Source organism: Rhizobium sp. WYCCWR 11152 (assembly GCF_013087615.1).
Taxonomy (GTDB): domain Bacteria; phylum Pseudomonadota; class Alphaproteobacteria; order Rhizobiales; family Rhizobiaceae; genus Rhizobium; species Rhizobium indicum.
Map to the genome: position 1 here is coordinate 295,643 of NZ_JABFCP010000003.1, position 17,881 is coordinate 313,523.

Genomic DNA, 17,881 nt, shown 5'->3' on the forward strand with positions numbered 1-17,881 from the left:
AGACCCCTACTTCCGCAGGATTTCTCCGAGGAATTTCCTGGTTCGCTCATGCTGTGGGTTCGTGAAGAACTCGGCGGGCGGGGCTTCCTCGACGATCGCGCCGCTGGCCATGAAGATCACGCGATCGGCGACCTGGCGGGCAAAGCCCATCTCGTGCGTGACGCAGATCATCGTCATGCCCTCATCAGCAAGCGCGATCATCGTATCCAGCACCTCCTTGACCATCTCCGGATCAAGCGCCGAGGTCGGCTCATCGAACAGCATGACTTTCGGCCGCATGCAAAGCGCGCGGGCAATGGCCACGCGCTGCTGCTGGCCACCAGAAAGCTGCACCGGATATTTGTCGGCCTGCTCCAGGATCTTGACCCGCTCGAGCAGCCCGCGTGCCCGTTCCTCGGCCTCCGCCCTGCCAACGCCGGCTGCCTTCATCGGCGCCAGCATGCAGTTCTGCAGCACGGTCAGATGCGGAAACAGGTTGAACTGCTGGAAGACCATGCCGACCTCGCGACGGATCGCATCGATGGTCTTGGCCTGATTGCCGAGAAGAATCCCGCCGACGCGGATTTCACCTTTTTCATAGGTCTCGAGATGGTTGATGCAGCGAATGAGCGTCGACTTGCCGCTGCCGGAAGGCCCGCACAAGACGATCCTCTCGCCGCTGCGAACCGATATGTTGATGTCGTGCAGGGCTTGAAAAGCGCCATACCACTTCTCCACCCGCTCCATGGTGATCATGGTTTCCGCGCCTTGAGCAGGACTGGGAATGGTCATCGGTAGAACTCCATATTGGCGGGCTGGACCGCATCGAAGACGAGGGATGCGGATCAGCGCGCGGAGGCGGCGAACTTTCGTTCGAGGCGAGCGCCAAGAATCGTCAGTGGGCAGCACATCAGGAAATAGAGAATGCCGACGATGCCGAAGACCGTCAGCGGTTGGAAAATCTGGTTGGAGATGATGTTGCCGGCCCGCGTCAGCTCGGTGAAGCCGACGATCGACGCAAGCGAGGTGCCCTTGATCAACTGGACGAGGAAACCGATCGTGGCGGGCAGCGAAATGCGCAGCGCCTGCGGCAGGATGACATCCTTCATGCGCGAGATGTATCTGAGGCTGAGAGCCTTTGCCGCTTCCGTCTGGCCGCGCGGAACCGCTTCGATCGATCCGCGCCAGATCTCGCCGAGATAGGCGCTCGCATGCAGCGTCAGGCCGATGGCGACGGCCACCCAGGAATCGAGCATCAGCCCCACCAGCGCCAAGCCGTAATAGACGACGAACAGCTGCATCAGCAGCGGGGTTCCCTGGAAGACGGCGATATAGCCGGCCGTGACGCGTTCCAGCAGCGGTATGCCCGAGGCACGGGCAAGGGCGACGCCGAGCCCCGCGATGCCGCCGCAGACAAAACCGACGGCGGACAGGAGCACTGTCCATTTCAGGCCGATCAGGAGGAAGACGAATTCTTCGTGACCCATGGAATTCCTCCTACTTGACCGGATATTTGAAGTAACGCGCCGAAAACAGCGCGAAGATGCGCATCATCAGCCAGGAGATCACGAAGTAGAAAACCGTGACGGTGAAGTAGACCTCGAAGCTGCGGAAGCTCTCCGACTCGATGCGCTGCGAAACGGACGTTAGCTCGTAGGCGGAAATCGCCGATGCGATGCTGGTGGTCAGCGTCAACAGGACGAACTGGCTGGTCAAGGACGGATAGATCGCCCGTAATGCCGGCTTGAGGATGATCAGCCGGAAGACCTGAGCCTTGTGCAGACCAAGCGCCAGACCCGCTTCCATCTGTCCCTTCGGGATCGACTGGACGCCGCCGCGAATGATCTCAATTGCGTAGGCACCACCGTTGATGCCGAGCGCGATAATCGCCGTCGGTGTCGGATCCAGCCTGATGCCTGTCAGCGGAAGCGCGAAGTAGATGAAAAAGATCTGCACCAGAAACGGCGTGTTACGGATCAACTCGACGAAGGCGATGACCAGCCATCGCGCCGGCTTCAGGGCGGAGTCGCGCAAGGCGACGCCGCCAATTCCGATGATGATCGCCAGCAGCATCCCACAAATGGCAAGCAAGAATGTCCCGAGGCAGCCGAGCAGAAGGCTCGGCAGGCCATCTATGACCGGGGTGAAATCCAACTTATAATTCATGGCGATCCTTCTGGTCCGTCTTCCTGAAAGTTCAGTCCTGCTTGACCATTCCAGCCATCGCCTGGATAGCCAGCTCGTAGCCATCCGCTCCAAAGCCGATCATGATGGCCGTGGCAACGCGCGAGATCAGCGAATTGTGGTAGATGCTTTCGCGCGCATGAACATTCGAAATATGCAGCTCGATCTTCGGCGGGTCGAACATTTTCAACGCATCGAGAAGAGCGATCGATGTGAAGGTATAGCCGGCGGGATTGATGATGATGCCACAGGCGTCGGTCCGGGCCTGGTGCACGCTCTCGACCAGTTCGCCCTCGAAATTGGTCTGCCGGAACTCGACGTCGAATCCCAAGGACTTTGCCTTGGTCACGCACCGTTTCCTGATGTCGGCCAGCGTCGTGGTTCCATAGATCGCCGGTTCGCGCTGGCCCAGCAGGTTCAGGTTCGGTCCGTTGAGCACAAAGATGGTTTTGGTCATGTCGCGCACCTCAAACGGGGCAGAGCCTTAAGCATGGCGGTTGCGTTGCCGGGCATTGGCATGCCCGGCCTTGCTTGGTGAGAGACTGCCTCTTTCTGGACGTCATCCTCGGCCTGTGCCGGGGATCTGCCGCCGTAGATGCTCGGGACACGAGCCCGAGCATGATGGCGAGCGGTTGGCAGACCCTGTCATCAGCCGGAAGGCCGGGCCTCGTCCGCCTTTGCGGTTCGCTCAGTTCGCCGCGAACGGAATGCCTTCCAGCGTTTCCGGGAATTCCGGGACCGGAACCTTCATCCACTTGTCGTAGACTGCCTTGAGTTCGCCGTTTGCCTTGATCTTGTCGATGAAGGTGTTGAGCGCCGCATTGATTTCCTTTTCGCCGAGACGCGTGCAAGCACCGTTGTAGAGCTTCTGGAATTCAAGCTTGTTTTCGAATTCGCCCGGACGGGCCTTCTCCACCCGGTCCATGTAGAAAATGTTGCCACCAAGCGTCTCGACCTGGCCGGACACCAGGGCCTGGACGCTCGCGGCGTCTCCATCATAGCGCCGGATGGTCGTGCTCGGCGGCGCGTTCTTGGTGACCTGCGTGTCCTGGGCTGCACCCTTGGCGACGCCGACCGTGAACTTGGCCATGTCGTCATTCTTCTTGATCTCAGCCGATTTCGGACCAATCAGAACGATGGCATTAGCAACATAGGGCTTGCTGAACTGCACGGCCTTTGCGCGATCCGGCAGCATCGCCATCGTCGCGAACAGAACGTCGACGCGGCCGGCCGTCAGTGCGGGAATGCGGTTGTTGACTTCAAGCGGCACGAACTCGACGGAAACACCCAGTTCCTTGGCAAACAGCGTCGCGATGTCGGCATCGAGGCCGTCCTGTTTGCCGCCGCTGGTCACGAAGCCCCAAGGCGGGTTGTCACCCTGAATTCCGACGATGATCTTGCCGCGAGCCTTGATTTCATCAGGCGTGATGGCGGCGGCCGGTTGCGCTAGGGTGACGGCAGCCACCAGGGCCGCGGCTCCGAGCATCGCGTTTCGGCGCGTCAGCATAGATTTGAACATGTGATTCCTCCTCCTTTGGCGGTCACTCGACCGGACAGCCACCTCACCTTTTGACTGTGTGAGCAATGATTGCCAGAGACGAGCGGTCAAATCAACAGAGTTTTTCAAAATCATATGAGAATTTATAATAAGACACGCTATTTGAATTCCTCACGACATTTGCCATAATAGTAGCGAGCGATTTTCCGTGACGCATCGTGGTGTTCGGCGCTCGTTTAATCTCGCACGGATATCGGAAGGGTTTGACATGAGGACCTCGATTGCGACTGTAACGATCAGCGGCGAACTTCCGGAGAAGCTCGAGGCGATCGCCCGGGCGGGCTTCGACGGCGTCGAGATCTTCGAAAATGACTTCCTCGCCTTCGACGGAAGCCCGGCCGATGTCGGAAAACTCGTCCGCGACCATGGCCTGGAGATCACCCTGTTTCAGCCATTTCGTGATTTCGAGGGCATGCCGGAGCCCTTGCGAAGCCGTACGTTTGACCGCGCGGAACGGAAGTTCGACGTGATGCAGCAGCTCGGAACGGAGCTGGTGCTTGTCTGCTCCAACGTCTCGCCGGCCGCTATCGGCGGCATCGACCGGGCGGCAGCGGACTTTCATGAACTTGGCGAGCGTGCTGCCCGGCGTGGACTGAGGGTGGGCTATGAGGCGCTTGCCTGGGGCCGCCATATCAGCGACCATCGCGACGCCTGGGAGATCGTCCGTCGCGCCGATCATCCGAATATCGGTCTTATCCTCGACAGCTTCCACACCTTGTCGCGGAAGATCGACGTCAATTCGATCCGCTCAATTCCCAAAGAGAAAATCTTCATCGTCCAGCTTGCCGATGCCCCTGATATCGACATGGACCTGCTCTATTGGAGCCGCCACTTCCGAAACATGCCGGGTGAAGGCGACCTTCCCGTCACGGCGTTCACCGAAGCCGTCGCGGCAACAGGTTACGACGGATATTTCTCCCTGGAGATCTTCAACGACCAGTTCCGAGGCGGTTTGTCGCGCGCGATCGCGGCCGATGGCCACCGCTCCCTGATCTATCTCGGCGATCAGGTACGACGCAATCTCGGCATCGGCAGCATGACCGGGGCGGCGATGCCGGAAAGGCCTTCCGTCAAGGGCGTCGGCTTCGTCGAGTTTGCCACAGACGAGGAAGACGAAGTCGAGCTGGTTGCATTGCTGCGCACGCTCGGATTCAAAAAGACGGCGGTCCACCGCACGAAAAAAGTCTCCCTCTTCGAGCAGGGCGAGATCCGCATCCTCGTCAATGTCGATCAGGCAGGATTCGCCAACGCCGCCTACGCCGTTCACGGTACTTTTGCCTATGCCATGGCCCTGATCGTCGATGATGCGGCCAAGGCCTATGAGCGCGCGCTCGCCTTGGATGCCGAGCCATTCACCCAGCCTGTCGCAGACGGTGAGCTTGAGCTGCCCGCCATTCGCGGTGTCGGGGGCGGAATCGTCTATCTCATCGACGACAAGAGCGCATTGGGTCGCTTCTCCGAAATCGACTTTCAGCCGGTCACCGACGACAGCGACGCGCCGCCTGCAGGCCTTTTGCGCATTGATCACGTCGCCCAGACGGTCGGTTACGATGAAATGCTCACCTGGCTTCTATTCTACACGTCCATTTTCGAGACGCGGAAGACCCCGATGGTCGATATCATCGATCCGGCCGGGGTGGTGCGCAGTCAAGTCGTCGAGAACGACACCGGGGCGCTGCGCATTACCATGAACGGCGCCGAGAATCGCCGCACTCTGGCGGGACATTTCATCGCCGAGAAATTCGGGGCCGGCATCCAGCATCTGGCGTTCTTGACCGACGACATCTTCGCGACCGCCGAAAGCCTTCGTGTTTGCGGTTTCAGATCACTGCACATTTCGCCGAACTACTATGACGACGTCGAAGCACGCTTCGGCCTCGATCCTGCATTGACTGAGCGGCTGAAGGCGGAGAACATCCTCTATGACCGCGACGAGCATGGCGAATATTTCCAGCTCTATAGCGGAACCTATGGAGAGGGTTTCTTTTTCGAGATCGTCGAGCGCCGCGGCTACCGCGGCTACGGCGCCCCGAACGCAATTTTCCGGATCGCCGCTCTGAAGAAACAGATGCGTCCGGAAGGAATTCCTAAAGACGCCTCTTGAGCCATGGTTTAGGAGCGGCTCAGCTTTTCATGAAAACGCAGAGCCGCTCCAACCTCTTGTTTCGCGCATTCCGGACGGAAAACCGCGTCGCACTTTTCCTGGAATTGAGCTAAGTAATCCGGCCGCTCTTCAGCACATGGTCCACGCCGCTTTGAACGTGCCGCCTGACGATGTCGGTCGCGCCGGCGACGTCGCGCCGAATGGAAAGCTCGAACAAAAGCCTGTGGTCATCGACCACGGGCTTGCCGCGAAAACTCTCGGCCAGCATATGGTAGCGGAGAAAGCGGTCGAAGACGGATGACAATGTCGCCATCAGCGTCGCCGAATTGCAGGCCGAGACGATCGCCTGATGGAACTCCCAATCGTATCGAACCCAGTCGACTGTCCGCGAGACGTCGCCGGCAAGGAGCTTGCGTTCGGCGGCAGCCAGCCGGTGATGGGCGGCGACGATGCGCCCTTCCCATTCAAGATTTCCCGCAGCGAAGGCAAGGCCGATCGCATGTGTTTCCAGAACAATCCTGAGGTCGGCGAGTTCGAGGAGTTCGCGGCGCGAAGCAGGGCTGACTTCAAAACCGCGCTGCCCCTCGGCGACGACGAGGTTTTCCGTGGTCAGGCGGCTCAAAATTTCGCGCAGCGATGAAATGCCGATGGAGTAGCGCTCCTTTGCCTGCTCCAGCTTGATCTTGGCCCCGGGCGGCAATGTGCCCGATATGATATCCTCGCGGATCTGTCGGAAGACGACATCGCTTACTGTTTCCGCCGGGTCGTGGACTTGCTTGAGCATGGCTTTTCCTGATTTCGCCGAAATGCAATTTACGTCGGGACCTGAAGCTCGAAGAGAAACGTCCGAACCATGTCTATCTCAGCGTCCCTCTCGCCAGCGCATGTTCGACCCCGCCTTGAATATGCAGGACAAGCACCCGCTTGGCCGTCTCCGCGTCCCGTCGCAATGCCGCATCCAAAAGCTGCTGGTGTTCATTGGCCGCGACATCGCCTCGATAGGACAAGGCAACCATCTGATATCTGAGATATCTGTCGAAGATCACCGAATGCGTCTCCATCAGCAGTTTCGACCCGCAGGCGGATATCAGGGCTTGATGGAACTCCCAGTCGTAGCGCTTCCAGTCCTCGGCCCGGCTGGTATCACCGGAGGCCATCACCTGTTCCATCCGCGCCAATTTGTAATGCGCCGATACCAGCGGAGCTTCCCACTCCACGTCGCCATGCACGAACGACTGCTCCAGCGCATGTGTTTCCAGGAGAAGCCTTAGCGCCGCCGTCTCCTTGAGGTCTGAAACCGACACCGGGGACACTTCGAAACCTTTTTGCCCCTCGGCGAGGACAAGCCCCTCGGAGGAGAGCCGGTTCAGCACTTCCCGAAGTGTGCTGATGCTGGTCTCGTAGCTCTCCTTCAGGCTTTCCAGCTTCAACTTTTGTCCGGGAGCCAGCCGGCCAAAAATAATGTCGGCCCGAATGCGCCTGTAGCTGCTTTCGGCGATGGTCTCGTTGATAACCGGCTGCAACATGGCGAGTCTCTTATATTTCCTGTATCGTCGGATATATCGCTTTTTGCCATTCCCAATCAAGGAAACATTCGCGGAATAGGAAGCACAATTTTCTCATATGATGGCGGTTTTCCCGGAGAACCGGGCGAGCGGGCCGAACGAGAATCCACGCGCCACATGTCGTTTCGGACAGCCCCTTCGGCGCCGCGTTCGTGCTGCTTTCAAGACGGGATTTTCGGCTCAACATGGCGGCAATTGTTTTTTCAATCGCGCGCAACCATCTAATAGGCATGACTTACGGGAAAATGTCCCCCGTCCTCAGCAGCCTGTTTACCGAAAACCAACCATACCGGGTTGCTTTCCGAGCCGAAAGCCGATTGCTTAGGAAAATCTACTTCTTCTTCCGCTAGCGGTTAGGAGAATACAAAGGGGAACAGACAAACCCGTGGAATTCTGCTGCTTCGCATAGAGACGAACTATGACTACGATGGCGATGCGGGAAGGCCGGTTTGAAGAACGATGACGACAGAACTGTTTCAAATAAAATTTTGGGGCGTCCGCGGCAGTATTCCCGTGTCAGGCCCCGAGTTCGATCGCTACGGCGGTAACACTTCCTGCATCGAAATTCGCTGCGGAAAACATCGGATGATCTTCGACGCGGGTTCGGGCCTGCGCGAGGCCGGGCTGTCGATGCTCGCCGACGGCGTCAGCGACGTCGACCTGTTCTTCAGCCACTGCCATTACGACCACATCATTGGCCTGCCCTTCTTCAAGGCGATCTATTATCCCTCGATCAACGTCAACATCTGGTCCGGCCATCTCGATGGCAAGATGAGCACGCGGGAAATGGTCGAGCAGTTCATCAGCCCGCCCTGGTTTCCCGTCAAGACCGACATCTGTCAGGCGACGATGAACTTCCGGGATTTCCATGCCGGTCAGGTGCTGACCCCGCATGCGGGCATCGAGATCAAGACTTTCATGCTGAACCATCCGGGCGGCGCCATCGGCTACCGCATCGAATGGCAGGGCCGTTCGGTCGCTCTCGTCTATGATATCGAGCATATTCCCGGCAGCTATGATCCGGTCTCGCTGGAGATGATGCGGGACGCCGATCTCGTCGTCTACGACTGCACATACAATGAAGACGAGATGCAGCGTTTCAAGGGCTTCGGCCATTCGACGTGGCAGCATGGCACCGAGCTTGCGAAAATGGCGGGCACCAAGCGCTTCGCGCTGTTCCACCACGCCCCCTCGCGCACGGACGAACAGCTGGCGGAGATGGAAATGCAGGCGCAGGCCGCCTTCCCCGAATCTTTTGCCGCCCGCGACAATCAGACCGTGGTGATCTAAAGCACGTCGCGATCTTTCAGATTCGCTCGTCGCGCTTTAGATCTTTGTTTTTACGCATGTCGTTGTCGCAAAACCGCTGCACACTTTTGCGCGACATGCTTTAGCAGGCCGCCGAAGGCCGCCTTCATCTTGCCAGTCCGAAGCTCTTCGACAGAGAGCCCATTCGTCGAACTGGCATGCCGGCGACGTCACGAAGGAACAGATGCCGGGCCGGACCGTTTTCCCGGCAGCGCAAATCAACGAAACAGGGATCCGTCATGACCGTGCTTTCCGGAAAGTGTCTTTGCGGGCAGGTGCGTATTTCTGTCCGGGGCGAACCCTTGCGCGTTGGAATTTGTCATTGCACGGACTGCAGGCAGGAAAGCGGTTCGGCTTTTACCTTTTATGGGATCTGGCCCGCCGGCCAATTCGAACATTCAGGGGAAACTGGCGCGTTCCAAGGTCGGCATTTCTGTACCGGTTGCGGCTCGCGGCTGTTTTCCGCCGATGACCGGGAGGCGGAAATCAAGCTTGGCATCCTCTCCGAGGCGCCGACGCCTCTGGTGCCGAGCTACGAACTCTGGATCAAACGCCGTGAACCGTGGCTGCGACCGGTGGAAGGCGCCAAGCAGTATGACGAAGACCGAAAGTGAAGAACGGTTCTGAGGAGCTTTCTGATGGCCACTCTCGTCCGACATCGCTGGATGACGGTTGCAGGCGTCGAGACTTTTTACCGCGAGGCCGGCCGGGAAGATGCACCGGTCTTGTTGCTGCCGCACGGATATCCCTGCTCATCCTATGAATTTCGCAATCTAATGCCGCGCCTTGCCGACCGTTGGCGCCTGATTGCGCCGGATTTCCCGGGTGCGGGCTATAGCGGTACGCCGGATGATTTCGACTATAGCTTCGATGGATATGCCGCCTGGCTGGAGGCCTTCGTCGATGCGATGCATGTCGACCGGTTTGTGCTCTACCTCCACGACTTCGGGTCGCCTATCGGTGCGCGGTTGGCAATCAAAGACCCTCACCGCGTCGCCGGGCTGATCATCCAGAATGGCGATATCCCCTATGAAGATGCCCTCGGACCGAAATATGCGGATATCGAGGCGACATGGACGCTTCCGAGATCGGAGATGAGGAAGGTGCTGGCGGAGGCGATCAGCGAGGCGGCCTTCAAGGAGGAGTTCCTCAACGATCTGCCGCCTGCTTTGGCCGATACGATCCCGCCCGATCTCTGGAAGCTGCATTGGTCGCTGATCACGCCGCGGCGCAAGGACATCGCCATAGACCTCATCGCCGGACTGAAGGAGAACCGGGCCTGGTTCCCGGAACACCGCAAATATCTCAGCGAATACCGGCCGCCGACCTTGATCGTCTGGGGTCCGAACGACCACTACATGCCGGAAAAGTCGGCTCGGGCCTATCTGCGCGATCTGCCGGATGCCGAACTCCATCTGCTCGGCGGCGGGCACTGGCTGCTCGAGACGCATCTCAATGATGTCGTAGCACTCATGCGAGAGTTCCTCGGACGCGTTCACGCCGCCTGATCGGCAATGTCTAAGGCCCTAGCAGTTCCGACGCCGGCGACCAGCGGACGGTCGGATGCCGGCCCGTCACTGCAAACAAGGCCGACAGGAAGTCCCACGCGGCTGCATCATGCACCAGATGGTGGGTGAGCACGCCGACAGGCTCGTCGCTCCCGGCAAACCGGTGGCGAAGCTCGGCCACCAGCTCGGCCACCAGGTCCGCCTCGCTTCGTCCGCCGCGCGTGCCATGCCAGTCGATGATGTCGACATGGGTGTTGAGGAGCGGCACCGGGCCACCCTGATTTGCCCGCCCATAGACCGACAGTGCTGCAAATCCGAGACCGGGCAGCGCCGGGATGAGGGCCGCGTCGATCCGGTTCCACGGCGGCACCAGCACCGGCAGGAAGCGGGCCGGATGCAGCCGCTGCAGCAGCCGGAACCCTTCACCCAACTCGCCGAGCACGACATCTGCCGGCCGGTCGCCGCCGAGTTCCTGCTTTTTTCTCTCCGGCCCCGCATGGTTCGTATGAGACCAGCCATGCACCGCGACAGCGACGGCTGCGTCTTCCACCAGGCGCGCGGCCAATGCCTCGCCGGTCAAGCCGGGAATGACGGCGAGTGTCAGCGGAACCTCGCTTTGACAGGCGAGCGCCATCAACGTCTCCAGCGCCTGGGTCGGCTCAACGGCGTCGTCGTCCCGCAGCCAGAACCGCGCCACCCGGTCGGCGGCCTGCCAGCGGTCAAGCTCATGGTGCAGGGGGTCCCAGGCTATCCAGTCGGTCATCACGTCACTCCTGTTGCTGCGCTGTCGCGCAAAATTCCGTTCAATACCTGCGCCGCCGTCGCAAGCGATCGCTCGCCGAGCACGAAGCGCCGCGCCGCCTGCCCCATGGCGTCGCGCCTTTGCCTGTCGTCAAGCAGGGCAGCCAGGGCCTCGGCATAGGCAGTGACATCGCCATCCGGCGTCAGCAGGCCGGTCACGCCAGCCTCGACCACCGCTGGCACGCCTGCCGTTTCCTGAGCGACGACAGGCAGGCCGGCGGCCTGGGCTTCCAGGTAGGCAAGGCCATAGGCCTCACCGCATCCGGGCCAGACATAGACGCCGCCGCGCCCGAGCAGTTCGGCGATCTCGACGGCATTGCGCTCGCCCAGCCATTCGATCCGGCCAGGAAACTCGGCAAACACCGCCTGTACCTCCTGGCGCATCGGACCATCGCCGATGACGGCAATCGTCCAGGGCCGGTCTTCGATCAGCCGCAATGCTCTCGCAAGCATCGCATAACTGTCCATCTTGTCGCCGGCCCGCATCATCGCGACCGTCATCAGCCGGCGCGGATCGGGCGCCGGCGACACGTTCTCGAACAACGCCGTGTCGATGAAGGGTTTCAGCCTGGCAAGGCCCGCCTGCGGAAAGACGGCGGCAAGCCCGGCCTGGTCACGCTCGGTGAAGCTGATATTGACCGCCGCCTGCATGATCGCCTCGCCCACCAGCTTCTGTGATGTTGCCCAGCCGGTTCGGTCGCGTTTTGCCGCATAGGAGGCTTCGGCAGTGACATAGGGAATGGCGAATTCGGCAGAAATCGCCGGCCCGAAGGGATCGGGCGATTTGTAATAGGGGTGGTAGCAGAACCAGAGTTCCGGTCGCGGCCCAGATTTCCATCTCAGCCGCAGCCGCTCCAGTTCGGCGCCGATGGCGGGTTCGAGCGCGGCTGCCGCCTCCGGTGTCGAGGCATGGGTGCGGAATTCGGAGGCGACTTCGACCTGATGCCCGCCAAGCTCCAGCGCCCGGATCAGCAGCCGCGCCATCAAACGGTCGCCCGACGGCACCGGATGGTTCGGCGATTTCATCGGCGCGTAGAAAGCCACCTGCATTGGGACACCTCAGGTAAGACACACTGTTTACAACTTTCGCGCCTGTCGGGAAAATTCCGCTATTGTCCCTTTGCCGAAAACTTGCGCATAAGCATATGGAATGTGATCGCCATCGAAGCAATTCCGCCTCTTTCCCAATCTCTATGGGCCTGCGGTTACATCGACAAGAACGGGAATGAATGACGACGGTCTCGGCCACAGGGATTTTTTCGGAACGTACGATCAGAAGGGCGAGGCTCGGTTCCGGCCTCGTCATTTTCATCTTCGTCGTGCTGCATTTGTCGAACCATGCGATTGGCCTGATTTCCGTCGCAGCCGCCGATAAAGCCGCCCACCTCTTCCTGGCGATCTGGCGTAATCCCCTGGGGACCACCGTCTTCTATTCGTCGGTGCTAATCCATATCGCGCTGGTGCTGCGCGCCATCTACATGCGCCGCAGCCTGGTCATGCCGAAGGGGGAAATGGCGCAGATTGTGCTCGGCCTGATGATCCCGCTGCTTCTCCTCGATCATGTCATCGGCACGCGCATCGCCCACGAGTTCTATGGCTATATCGACGACTACGAGACGGTCGTCAGTTCGCTGTGGATCAGGTCTCCGGCGAACGGCGCGCGGCAGGCGCTCGCCGTCGTCGCCGTCTGGATCCACGGCTGCATCGGCATCCATTTCTGGCTGCGCTACCGCTCCTGGTACCCGGACTTCGCACCGCTCATGCTGGCACTCGCCATCCTCGTGCCGGTGCTCTCGCTGCTCGGCTTCGTCGAAATGGGCAGGACGCTCGCCGACCCTTCCTACCAGCAGTCAATGACGGTCAGCGCTTACAAGGAGGGCGTCAACACCCGTTACGCCTCGAACCCGGAGGTTCACCGTCAGGTCGCCATGATCCGCGCCGGGCTCTACGGCGCCTTCTCGGCCTCGCTGCTCATCGTCGTCGTCGCCCGCGCCCGGCGCAAGTTGAAGGAGCGGCTTGACCAGGTCGCCGTGAATTATCCGGGCGGCGAGGTGATCCGTGTGCCGCGCGGCTTCTCGGTGCTGGAGGCAAGCCGGCTCGGCGGCCTGCCGCATTATGCCGTCTGCGGCGGCAAGGGCCAGTGCTCCACCTGTCGCGTGCAGATCCTTGGCGATTACGAAAGCCTGCCTGCCCCCGACAAGATGGAACAGACGACACTGAGGCGCATCAATGCCGGCCCGGATGTCCGGCTCGCCTGCCAGCTTCGCCCGAACGGCAACGTTGCCGTCGCGCCGCTTCTCGTGCCGGCGATCGAGGCGGCCCTTCCCGCCAACAGCCAGGAGACGAGCCCCGGCCGCGAGCGCGAGATCGCCGTGCTCTTCGTCGATATCCGCCATTTCACCACGCTGACGGAAACCCGCCTGCCCTTCGACGTCGTCTTCCTGCTGAACCGCTATTTCGCCATCATCGGCAAGGCGGTGGAGCAGTCGGGCGGGCGGCTCGACAAGTTCATCGGCGACGGCGCCATGGCGCTCTTCGGGCTCAACACCGCACCGGAGGAAGCCTGTCGCCAGGCGCTCAACGCGGCCGCGGCGATCGTCGCCGAGATCGAGAAACTCGCCGCCGAGCTGGCCGACGAACTGGCGCTGCCGTTGCGCATCGCGATCGGCATTCACACCGGCCCGGCCGTCGTCGGCACGATGGGATACGGCCGGGTGCGCAGCATGACGGCGATCGGCGATACCGTGAATGTCGCGAGCCGGTTGGAAAGTGCTGCCAAGGAGTTCGAGGCGGCGATCGTCATCTCCGAGCCGGTGGCGAGCCTTTCGGGTGCTAACCTCGCCGGCATCGAAAGCCGTGAAATCAGTGTACGCGGCCGGGCCCTGCCCTTGAAAGTCTACGTCATTCCGAGAGAGAAAGCGGCAGAGCCGCTCGAAGGAAAAGCCTGATGCCTGGCAAGCCCTGGCTGACCGCCAAATACTGGAGCCGCCGGCTGCGCAAGGCGCGCAATGCGGCCGCTTCGCGCTTCTTCGACACCCGCTTCGGCCGCCGCCTGCTGATCGAGAATATCGGCCCGCGCGTCGTCTCGATGACGGTCGATGCCGGCGACCACCTGATGACCTTCTCGCCGGCCGACTATATCGGTCGCAAGGTGTTCCGGAAGGGCCATTTCGAGCGCGAGGCCGTCGACCGGCTGATCGTCATCCTGCGCGAGCGCGGCCTTTTGCGAAAAGACGCGACGCTGCTCGAGATCGGCGGCAATATCGGCACCCAGACCGTCTATTTCGCCCTCAGCGACACCTACATCAAGATCGTCAGCATCGAGCCCGATCCACGTAATTTCCCGCTGCTTCAACTTAACATTCGCCAGAACCGGCTGGAGGAAAAAGTCCGACTCGTCAATTGCGCCGCCGGCGAGAGCGAAGGCGAGATCGACTTTTTTCTCAACCTCAATAATCACGGCAAGAGCAGCGCCATCCGCCAAAGCCCGACGGACAGGAAGATCAGCGTGCCGGTAAAGCCGATTTCCGAGATCCTTGCCGGACTTTCGATCGACCCGGTCGCAATCGGCCTCGTCTGGATGGATATCGAGGGCTACGAGCCGGTCGCCTGCCGCTCAATGCAGCCGCTGCTTGCCCGCCGCGTGCCGCTCTACATGGAGTTCACGCCACTCTTTTACGGGCGTGAGGGAACGAAAGCCTTCATATCCATGCTATCAGGCTTCTACGAGGATTGCCTGGTCCTCTTCGAGGATCGCGAGGAGGAGATGAGGGTGCGGGACCTGCCGAGCGATGTCGATCAGTACAACGTGCTGTTTTTGCCTTAGATGTTCGGCCGTGAATGCCGGAGAGACTATTTCCCCTGCGGCAATTGAGTCATTCACCGCGAAGACACGCGGTGAATATGCAGCACTTGTCACTTCCTTGGGTATCCAGCAGTTACAGCAGGTTTGTCATCTCCGCCAAGCCCTGCCGCTCTCATCATGCTTGCCACCACTTGGCTCTTTCAATCATGACTTTCCGAAGCACTTTTCGGTTGTCGGGAACCTGGATTACAATGGTTTTGCTTTTGTTTCCTTTTTTTACCTCTCCACAAATTGCAACCACCGCAGAAAGCGATGGCTCGCTAATAGGATCCGACATTCCAAGAGTGGTTGCAGCTTTTAACGCCGACTCTGGCGTCATCTTGAAACCGCATGTCGATTTCGTCACATCACGAAAGAAGGTTGCTGCCGCGGCTGTGCGATCGCCAGCCTGAGCGTGACCCGTAGCAGCAAGAACAAGCGCGAAAGCGCCTAAAATACGTAGCTTCATTACCCCTGCCCTTAAAATACAATCCTTCGGCGCCATACACCTCGGCGAATTTCCGAAGTCAATTCGCCGCTCAGAACCACTATTCTTTCAGAGTTACATCGATAGGAGGGATCGGATCCCACCGTCCAATCATCATTTGCGGCGAGCACACAGCCACAGCAGGTCGGCCTTGCGAATGGTCATGCTCTAAGCAAAGACCTCCGCGCTTCGTTCCGGACGCAGCGGATCCGCCCCGAACTTGTTCGGACCTTCTGTGCCCGGGAGCACGGAAATAACAATAGTCACTGGGGCGGTGACGAGAACGACATAGGGAACGAAGCTCCCGATAAACAGCGCGAGATACCACCAACCGGAAATGTTGCGATCATGGAAGCGGCGAACCTGAAGAGATGTCAGCGGCAAAAAAATTGCGAGTGTGAACAACATCCAGATGACCACGGTATAGTGAACCGGTGACGGGGCTCCGCCGCCACTGGTAGCGAAGGCGAGTATAAAGGCCGGAATTATGAGTGCGAACAGCGCCAGCAGATAGAATAGCACGAACCACCAATATTCCGACCGGGAAGCCCTGCCGGAAAAGGTCGCATATTTCTGCTTCAGAACAGTCCGAACAGCTTCAGTAAACCCCATTGAAATCCCCCCATTTCTGCTTGCTGCAAGCGCGGTGATCCACGGTCTCACCATCGTCTTGCTTGATAGTCATTCAGATGAAAACAGCTACAATTCAAACGTAGAAATTGCAATAAGTCGGTTGCATCGGCTCATTATTTTAAAAGCAATGATTAACGCGTTGAGATTTTCACCTCGATGACCGCGAGGTGCACGTGTCCCTGACCTGTTGGGGAGAATTCCACCCGTTTAACGTGCTGTTTCCGCCCTAAGCGGTCGACTGCATGACAAGCGATTGATGGCAGTGCACGCCGGCGAGCACGCCTGAGGCGGAGGCGAGCGTGGCATTGTGCATGGCGCTTGCCGCATCGCCGGCGGCAAAGACGCCCTTGATGGTGGTTTCCTTGTTATCGGCGATCCGAACGATTGGCCCGAACGGGCCGTCGTCGAAGGCGCAGCCGAGCTGTTCGGCAATCGTGCTCGCCATCGCCGTTCTCGGAGCGACGAAGATGGCGTCCAGCGGCACGACGCGGGCATCGGCGAGGCGAACGGCCTCAAGCTTCGGTTTGTCGCCCAACAATTCCACGATAGGGCTGCGTTCGATCCGGACGTCACGGGCCGTCAACTTCACCAATTGCTCTTCATCGGGCTCGAACAGCGCTTGGGTGAAAAAGGTCGTCGCACCCCAGTCCGGGATCATCATGGCCGAATGAGCCGAATGCGGATGGTTTGCGAGAACGCCGAGCTTGCCGCCGCCGACCTCAAAACCGTGGCAATAGGGGCAGTGCAGCGCGGAGCGGCCCCATCGCTCCTTGAGGCCGGGGATTTCGGGCAGCGTGTCGCTAACACCGGTTGCGAGCACGATGCGCGCGGCTCGTTCCTCGCCGCCGTCTTCGGTGCCGATAGTGAAGGCGTCACCATCGCTTTGCGCCCGGACGACTTTCCCCTCGCGGATGGTGATGGTCGGATAAAGCGAAAGCTGCCGTTTTCCCTCCCGCATGATCGCCGCCGGCGTCTGGCCGTCCTGGCCGAGGAAACCGTGCGAGGCTTCAGAAAAACGATTGCGCGGCGCGCCGGCATCGACGAGCAGAACGCGCCGCCGTGCCCGGGCCAGCTGCATCGCTGCCGAAAGGCCGGCAAAGTTTCCGCCGATGATGATGGCTTCGAACGACATGGAACTCTTCCTTGATATTGGACTCATGACTCAACATAAGTTACATGAATCAATGTCGTCAAGCATCATGTTACTTGTCTTGTTACGATCCCTTTGCGATAATGGCCCGTCCGATCGACAGGAAGAGACCCATGCGCAATGACAGCCGCCTTTCACGCATGCTGCACGTGCTGATCCACATGGATAAGCACCAGCATTCGGCGACCTCCGACATGATTGCAAAGATGCTGAACACCAATCCCGTCGTCGTCCGCCGCACCATGGCCGGCCTTCGCGAACAGGGCTACGTCCGCTCCGAAAAGGGCCATGGCGGCGGCTGGACGCTGGTGCGTCCCTTGTCCGACATCACCCTGCTCGACGTCTATAACGCCATCGGCGAACCGCATCTCTTCGCCATCGGCCCGGCCGACGACCAGCCGCAATGCCTGGTGGAACAGGCGGTGAATGTCGTCCTCGGCGACGCGATGAAAGAAGCCCAGGCCCTGCTCCTGCGGCGGTTGGACAGCGTGACGCTAGACAAAATCGCGGCCGACTTCGAGGCGAAACTGGCCAAGCGCCCGGCCACATCCCATTCCTGCGCCTCCTGAGCGGTCGCAAGCTCACAAGGTGTGTCGTTTCCGCATCACTTTCCGTAAGGTTGCAAATATCCGCTTGGCAATGGCGAATTGCTTCGGTACAAAACGCTGACCGCTTTAGTTCGAACATAAGGGAGGCGTTGCATGACACCAGCAATCATCGAAACCTTCCCGTGCGGAATGTCCCGACACTAGGTCATTTC

The 17,881-nt window shown here is 59.9% G+C and carries 19 protein-coding genes; 7 read left to right on the plus strand and 12 right to left on the minus strand.

All coding sequences use genetic code 11. The features are described from left to right. Nucleotides 1-6: 6 nt before the first annotated feature. The 5 genes from G9X67_RS03855 to G9X67_RS03875 all read right to left on the minus strand — a co-directional run bounded on the left by G9X67_RS03855 (nucleotide 7) and on the right by G9X67_RS03875 (nucleotide 3,682). Nucleotides 7-771: an amino acid ABC transporter ATP-binding protein gene (locus G9X67_RS03855; RefSeq protein ID WP_138389774.1), complete on the minus strand. Its 765-nt coding sequence runs from the start codon at nucleotides 769-771 to the stop codon at nucleotides 7-9. 53 nt (nucleotides 772-824) lie between these two features. Further along, nucleotides 825-1,466, minus strand: a complete 642-nt coding sequence (locus G9X67_RS03860; protein ID WP_011654831.1) for an amino acid ABC transporter permease — start codon at nucleotides 1,464-1,466, stop codon at nucleotides 825-827. Between the two features lie 10 nt (nucleotides 1,467-1,476). Next, nucleotides 1,477-2,145 carry an amino acid ABC transporter permease gene (locus G9X67_RS03865; RefSeq protein WP_017991876.1) on the minus strand — a complete coding sequence of 223 codons (669 nt, stop codon included), beginning with the start codon at nucleotides 2,143-2,145 and terminating at the stop codon, nucleotides 1,477-1,479. A gap of 31 nt (nucleotides 2,146-2,176) precedes the next feature. Beyond that, entirely contained in the window at nucleotides 2,177-2,620 is a 444-nt protein-coding gene (locus G9X67_RS03870; RefSeq protein ID WP_138331593.1) for a type II 3-dehydroquinate dehydratase, read from the minus strand. Between the two features lie 231 nt (nucleotides 2,621-2,851). Continuing rightward, nucleotides 2,852-3,682, minus strand: a complete 831-nt coding sequence (locus G9X67_RS03875; RefSeq protein WP_062940503.1) for a transporter substrate-binding domain-containing protein — start codon at nucleotides 3,680-3,682, stop codon at nucleotides 2,852-2,854. 247 nt (nucleotides 3,683-3,929) lie between these two features. Here G9X67_RS03875 and G9X67_RS03880 point away from each other — a divergent pair, with 247 nt between their 5' ends. Beyond that, complete coding sequence (locus tag G9X67_RS03880) at nucleotides 3,930-5,825, plus strand: sugar phosphate isomerase/epimerase and 4-hydroxyphenylpyruvate domain-containing protein (protein WP_171598135.1); 1,896 nt, start codon at nucleotides 3,930-3,932, stop codon at nucleotides 5,823-5,825. 109 nt (nucleotides 5,826-5,934) lie between these two features. Here the strand turns inward: G9X67_RS03880 and G9X67_RS03885 are convergent, their stop codons facing one another. Then, a complete protein-coding gene (locus G9X67_RS03885; protein WP_138331591.1) occupies nucleotides 5,935-6,609 on the minus strand; it encodes a GntR family transcriptional regulator in 675 nt (224 codons plus the stop codon). Nucleotides 6,610-6,682: 73 nt separating this feature from the next. Beyond that, entirely contained in the window at nucleotides 6,683-7,351 is a 669-nt protein-coding gene (locus G9X67_RS03890; RefSeq protein WP_029872168.1) for a GntR family transcriptional regulator, read from the minus strand. Nucleotides 7,352-7,849: 498 nt separating this feature from the next. Between G9X67_RS03890 and G9X67_RS03895 the strand changes: the two genes are divergently transcribed. The 3 genes from G9X67_RS03895 (at nucleotide 7,850) to G9X67_RS03905 (ending at nucleotide 10,206) form a co-directional block, all read left to right on the plus strand. Further along, entirely contained in the window at nucleotides 7,850-8,680 is an 831-nt protein-coding gene (locus tag G9X67_RS03895) for an MBL fold metallo-hydrolase (protein WP_171598136.1), read from the plus strand. Nucleotides 8,681-8,937: 257 nt separating this feature from the next. Beyond that, the gene (locus tag G9X67_RS03900; RefSeq protein ID WP_131713100.1) at nucleotides 8,938-9,312 is read left to right on the plus strand and encodes a GFA family protein; all 375 of its coding nucleotides are present in this window, start codon (nucleotides 8,938-8,940) and stop codon (nucleotides 9,310-9,312) included. A gap of 24 nt (nucleotides 9,313-9,336) precedes the next feature. Then, entirely contained in the window at nucleotides 9,337-10,206 is an 870-nt protein-coding gene (locus G9X67_RS03905; RefSeq protein WP_171598137.1) for an alpha/beta hydrolase, read from the plus strand. Between the two features lie 10 nt (nucleotides 10,207-10,216). Here G9X67_RS03905 and G9X67_RS03910 read toward each other — a convergent pair whose 3' ends face one another. Continuing rightward, nucleotides 10,217-10,969 (minus strand): polysaccharide deacetylase family protein, encoded by a 753-nt coding sequence (locus tag G9X67_RS03910; protein ID WP_171598138.1) that lies wholly within the window; start codon nucleotides 10,967-10,969, stop codon nucleotides 10,217-10,219. Next, nucleotides 10,969-12,057, minus strand: coding sequence for a glycosyltransferase family 4 protein (locus G9X67_RS03915; RefSeq protein ID WP_138389782.1), 1,089 nt, complete (start codon nucleotides 12,055-12,057; stop codon nucleotides 10,969-10,971). Before G9X67_RS03915 ends, G9X67_RS03910 begins: the two co-directional genes overlap by 1 nt. Nucleotides 12,058-12,236: 179 nt before the next feature. Here G9X67_RS03915 and G9X67_RS03920 point away from each other — a divergent pair, with 179 nt between their 5' ends. Together G9X67_RS03920 and G9X67_RS03925 are read left to right on the plus strand one after the other, a co-directional pair. Then, nucleotides 12,237-13,955, plus strand: coding sequence for an adenylate/guanylate cyclase domain-containing protein (locus G9X67_RS03920; RefSeq protein ID WP_138389783.1), 1,719 nt, complete (start codon nucleotides 12,237-12,239; stop codon nucleotides 13,953-13,955). After that, a complete protein-coding gene (locus tag G9X67_RS03925; protein ID WP_138389784.1) occupies nucleotides 13,955-14,833 on the plus strand; it encodes an FkbM family methyltransferase in 879 nt (292 codons plus the stop codon). Before G9X67_RS03920 ends, G9X67_RS03925 begins: the two co-directional genes overlap by 1 nt. Before the next feature lie 154 nt (nucleotides 14,834-14,987). Here G9X67_RS03925 and G9X67_RS03930 read toward each other — a convergent pair whose 3' ends face one another. The 3 genes from G9X67_RS03930 to G9X67_RS03940 form a co-directional block, all read right to left on the minus strand. Continuing rightward, nucleotides 14,988-15,320, minus strand: coding sequence for a hypothetical protein (locus G9X67_RS03930; RefSeq protein ID WP_138389785.1), 333 nt, complete (start codon nucleotides 15,318-15,320; stop codon nucleotides 14,988-14,990). A 186-nt stretch (nucleotides 15,321-15,506) separates the two neighbouring features. After that, a complete protein-coding gene (locus tag G9X67_RS03935; RefSeq protein ID WP_138389882.1) occupies nucleotides 15,507-15,950 on the minus strand; it encodes a DUF805 domain-containing protein in 444 nt (147 codons plus the stop codon). A gap of 247 nt (nucleotides 15,951-16,197) precedes the next feature. Further along, a complete protein-coding gene (locus tag G9X67_RS03940; protein ID WP_171598139.1) occupies nucleotides 16,198-17,103 on the minus strand; it encodes an NAD(P)/FAD-dependent oxidoreductase in 906 nt (301 codons plus the stop codon). A gap of 131 nt (nucleotides 17,104-17,234) precedes the next feature. Between G9X67_RS03940 and G9X67_RS03945 the strand changes: the two genes are divergently transcribed. Then, nucleotides 17,235-17,690 carry an Rrf2 family transcriptional regulator gene (locus G9X67_RS03945; RefSeq protein WP_171598140.1) on the plus strand — a complete coding sequence of 152 codons (456 nt, stop codon included), beginning with the start codon at nucleotides 17,235-17,237 and terminating at the stop codon, nucleotides 17,688-17,690. Nucleotides 17,691-17,881: the final 191 nt, after the last annotated feature.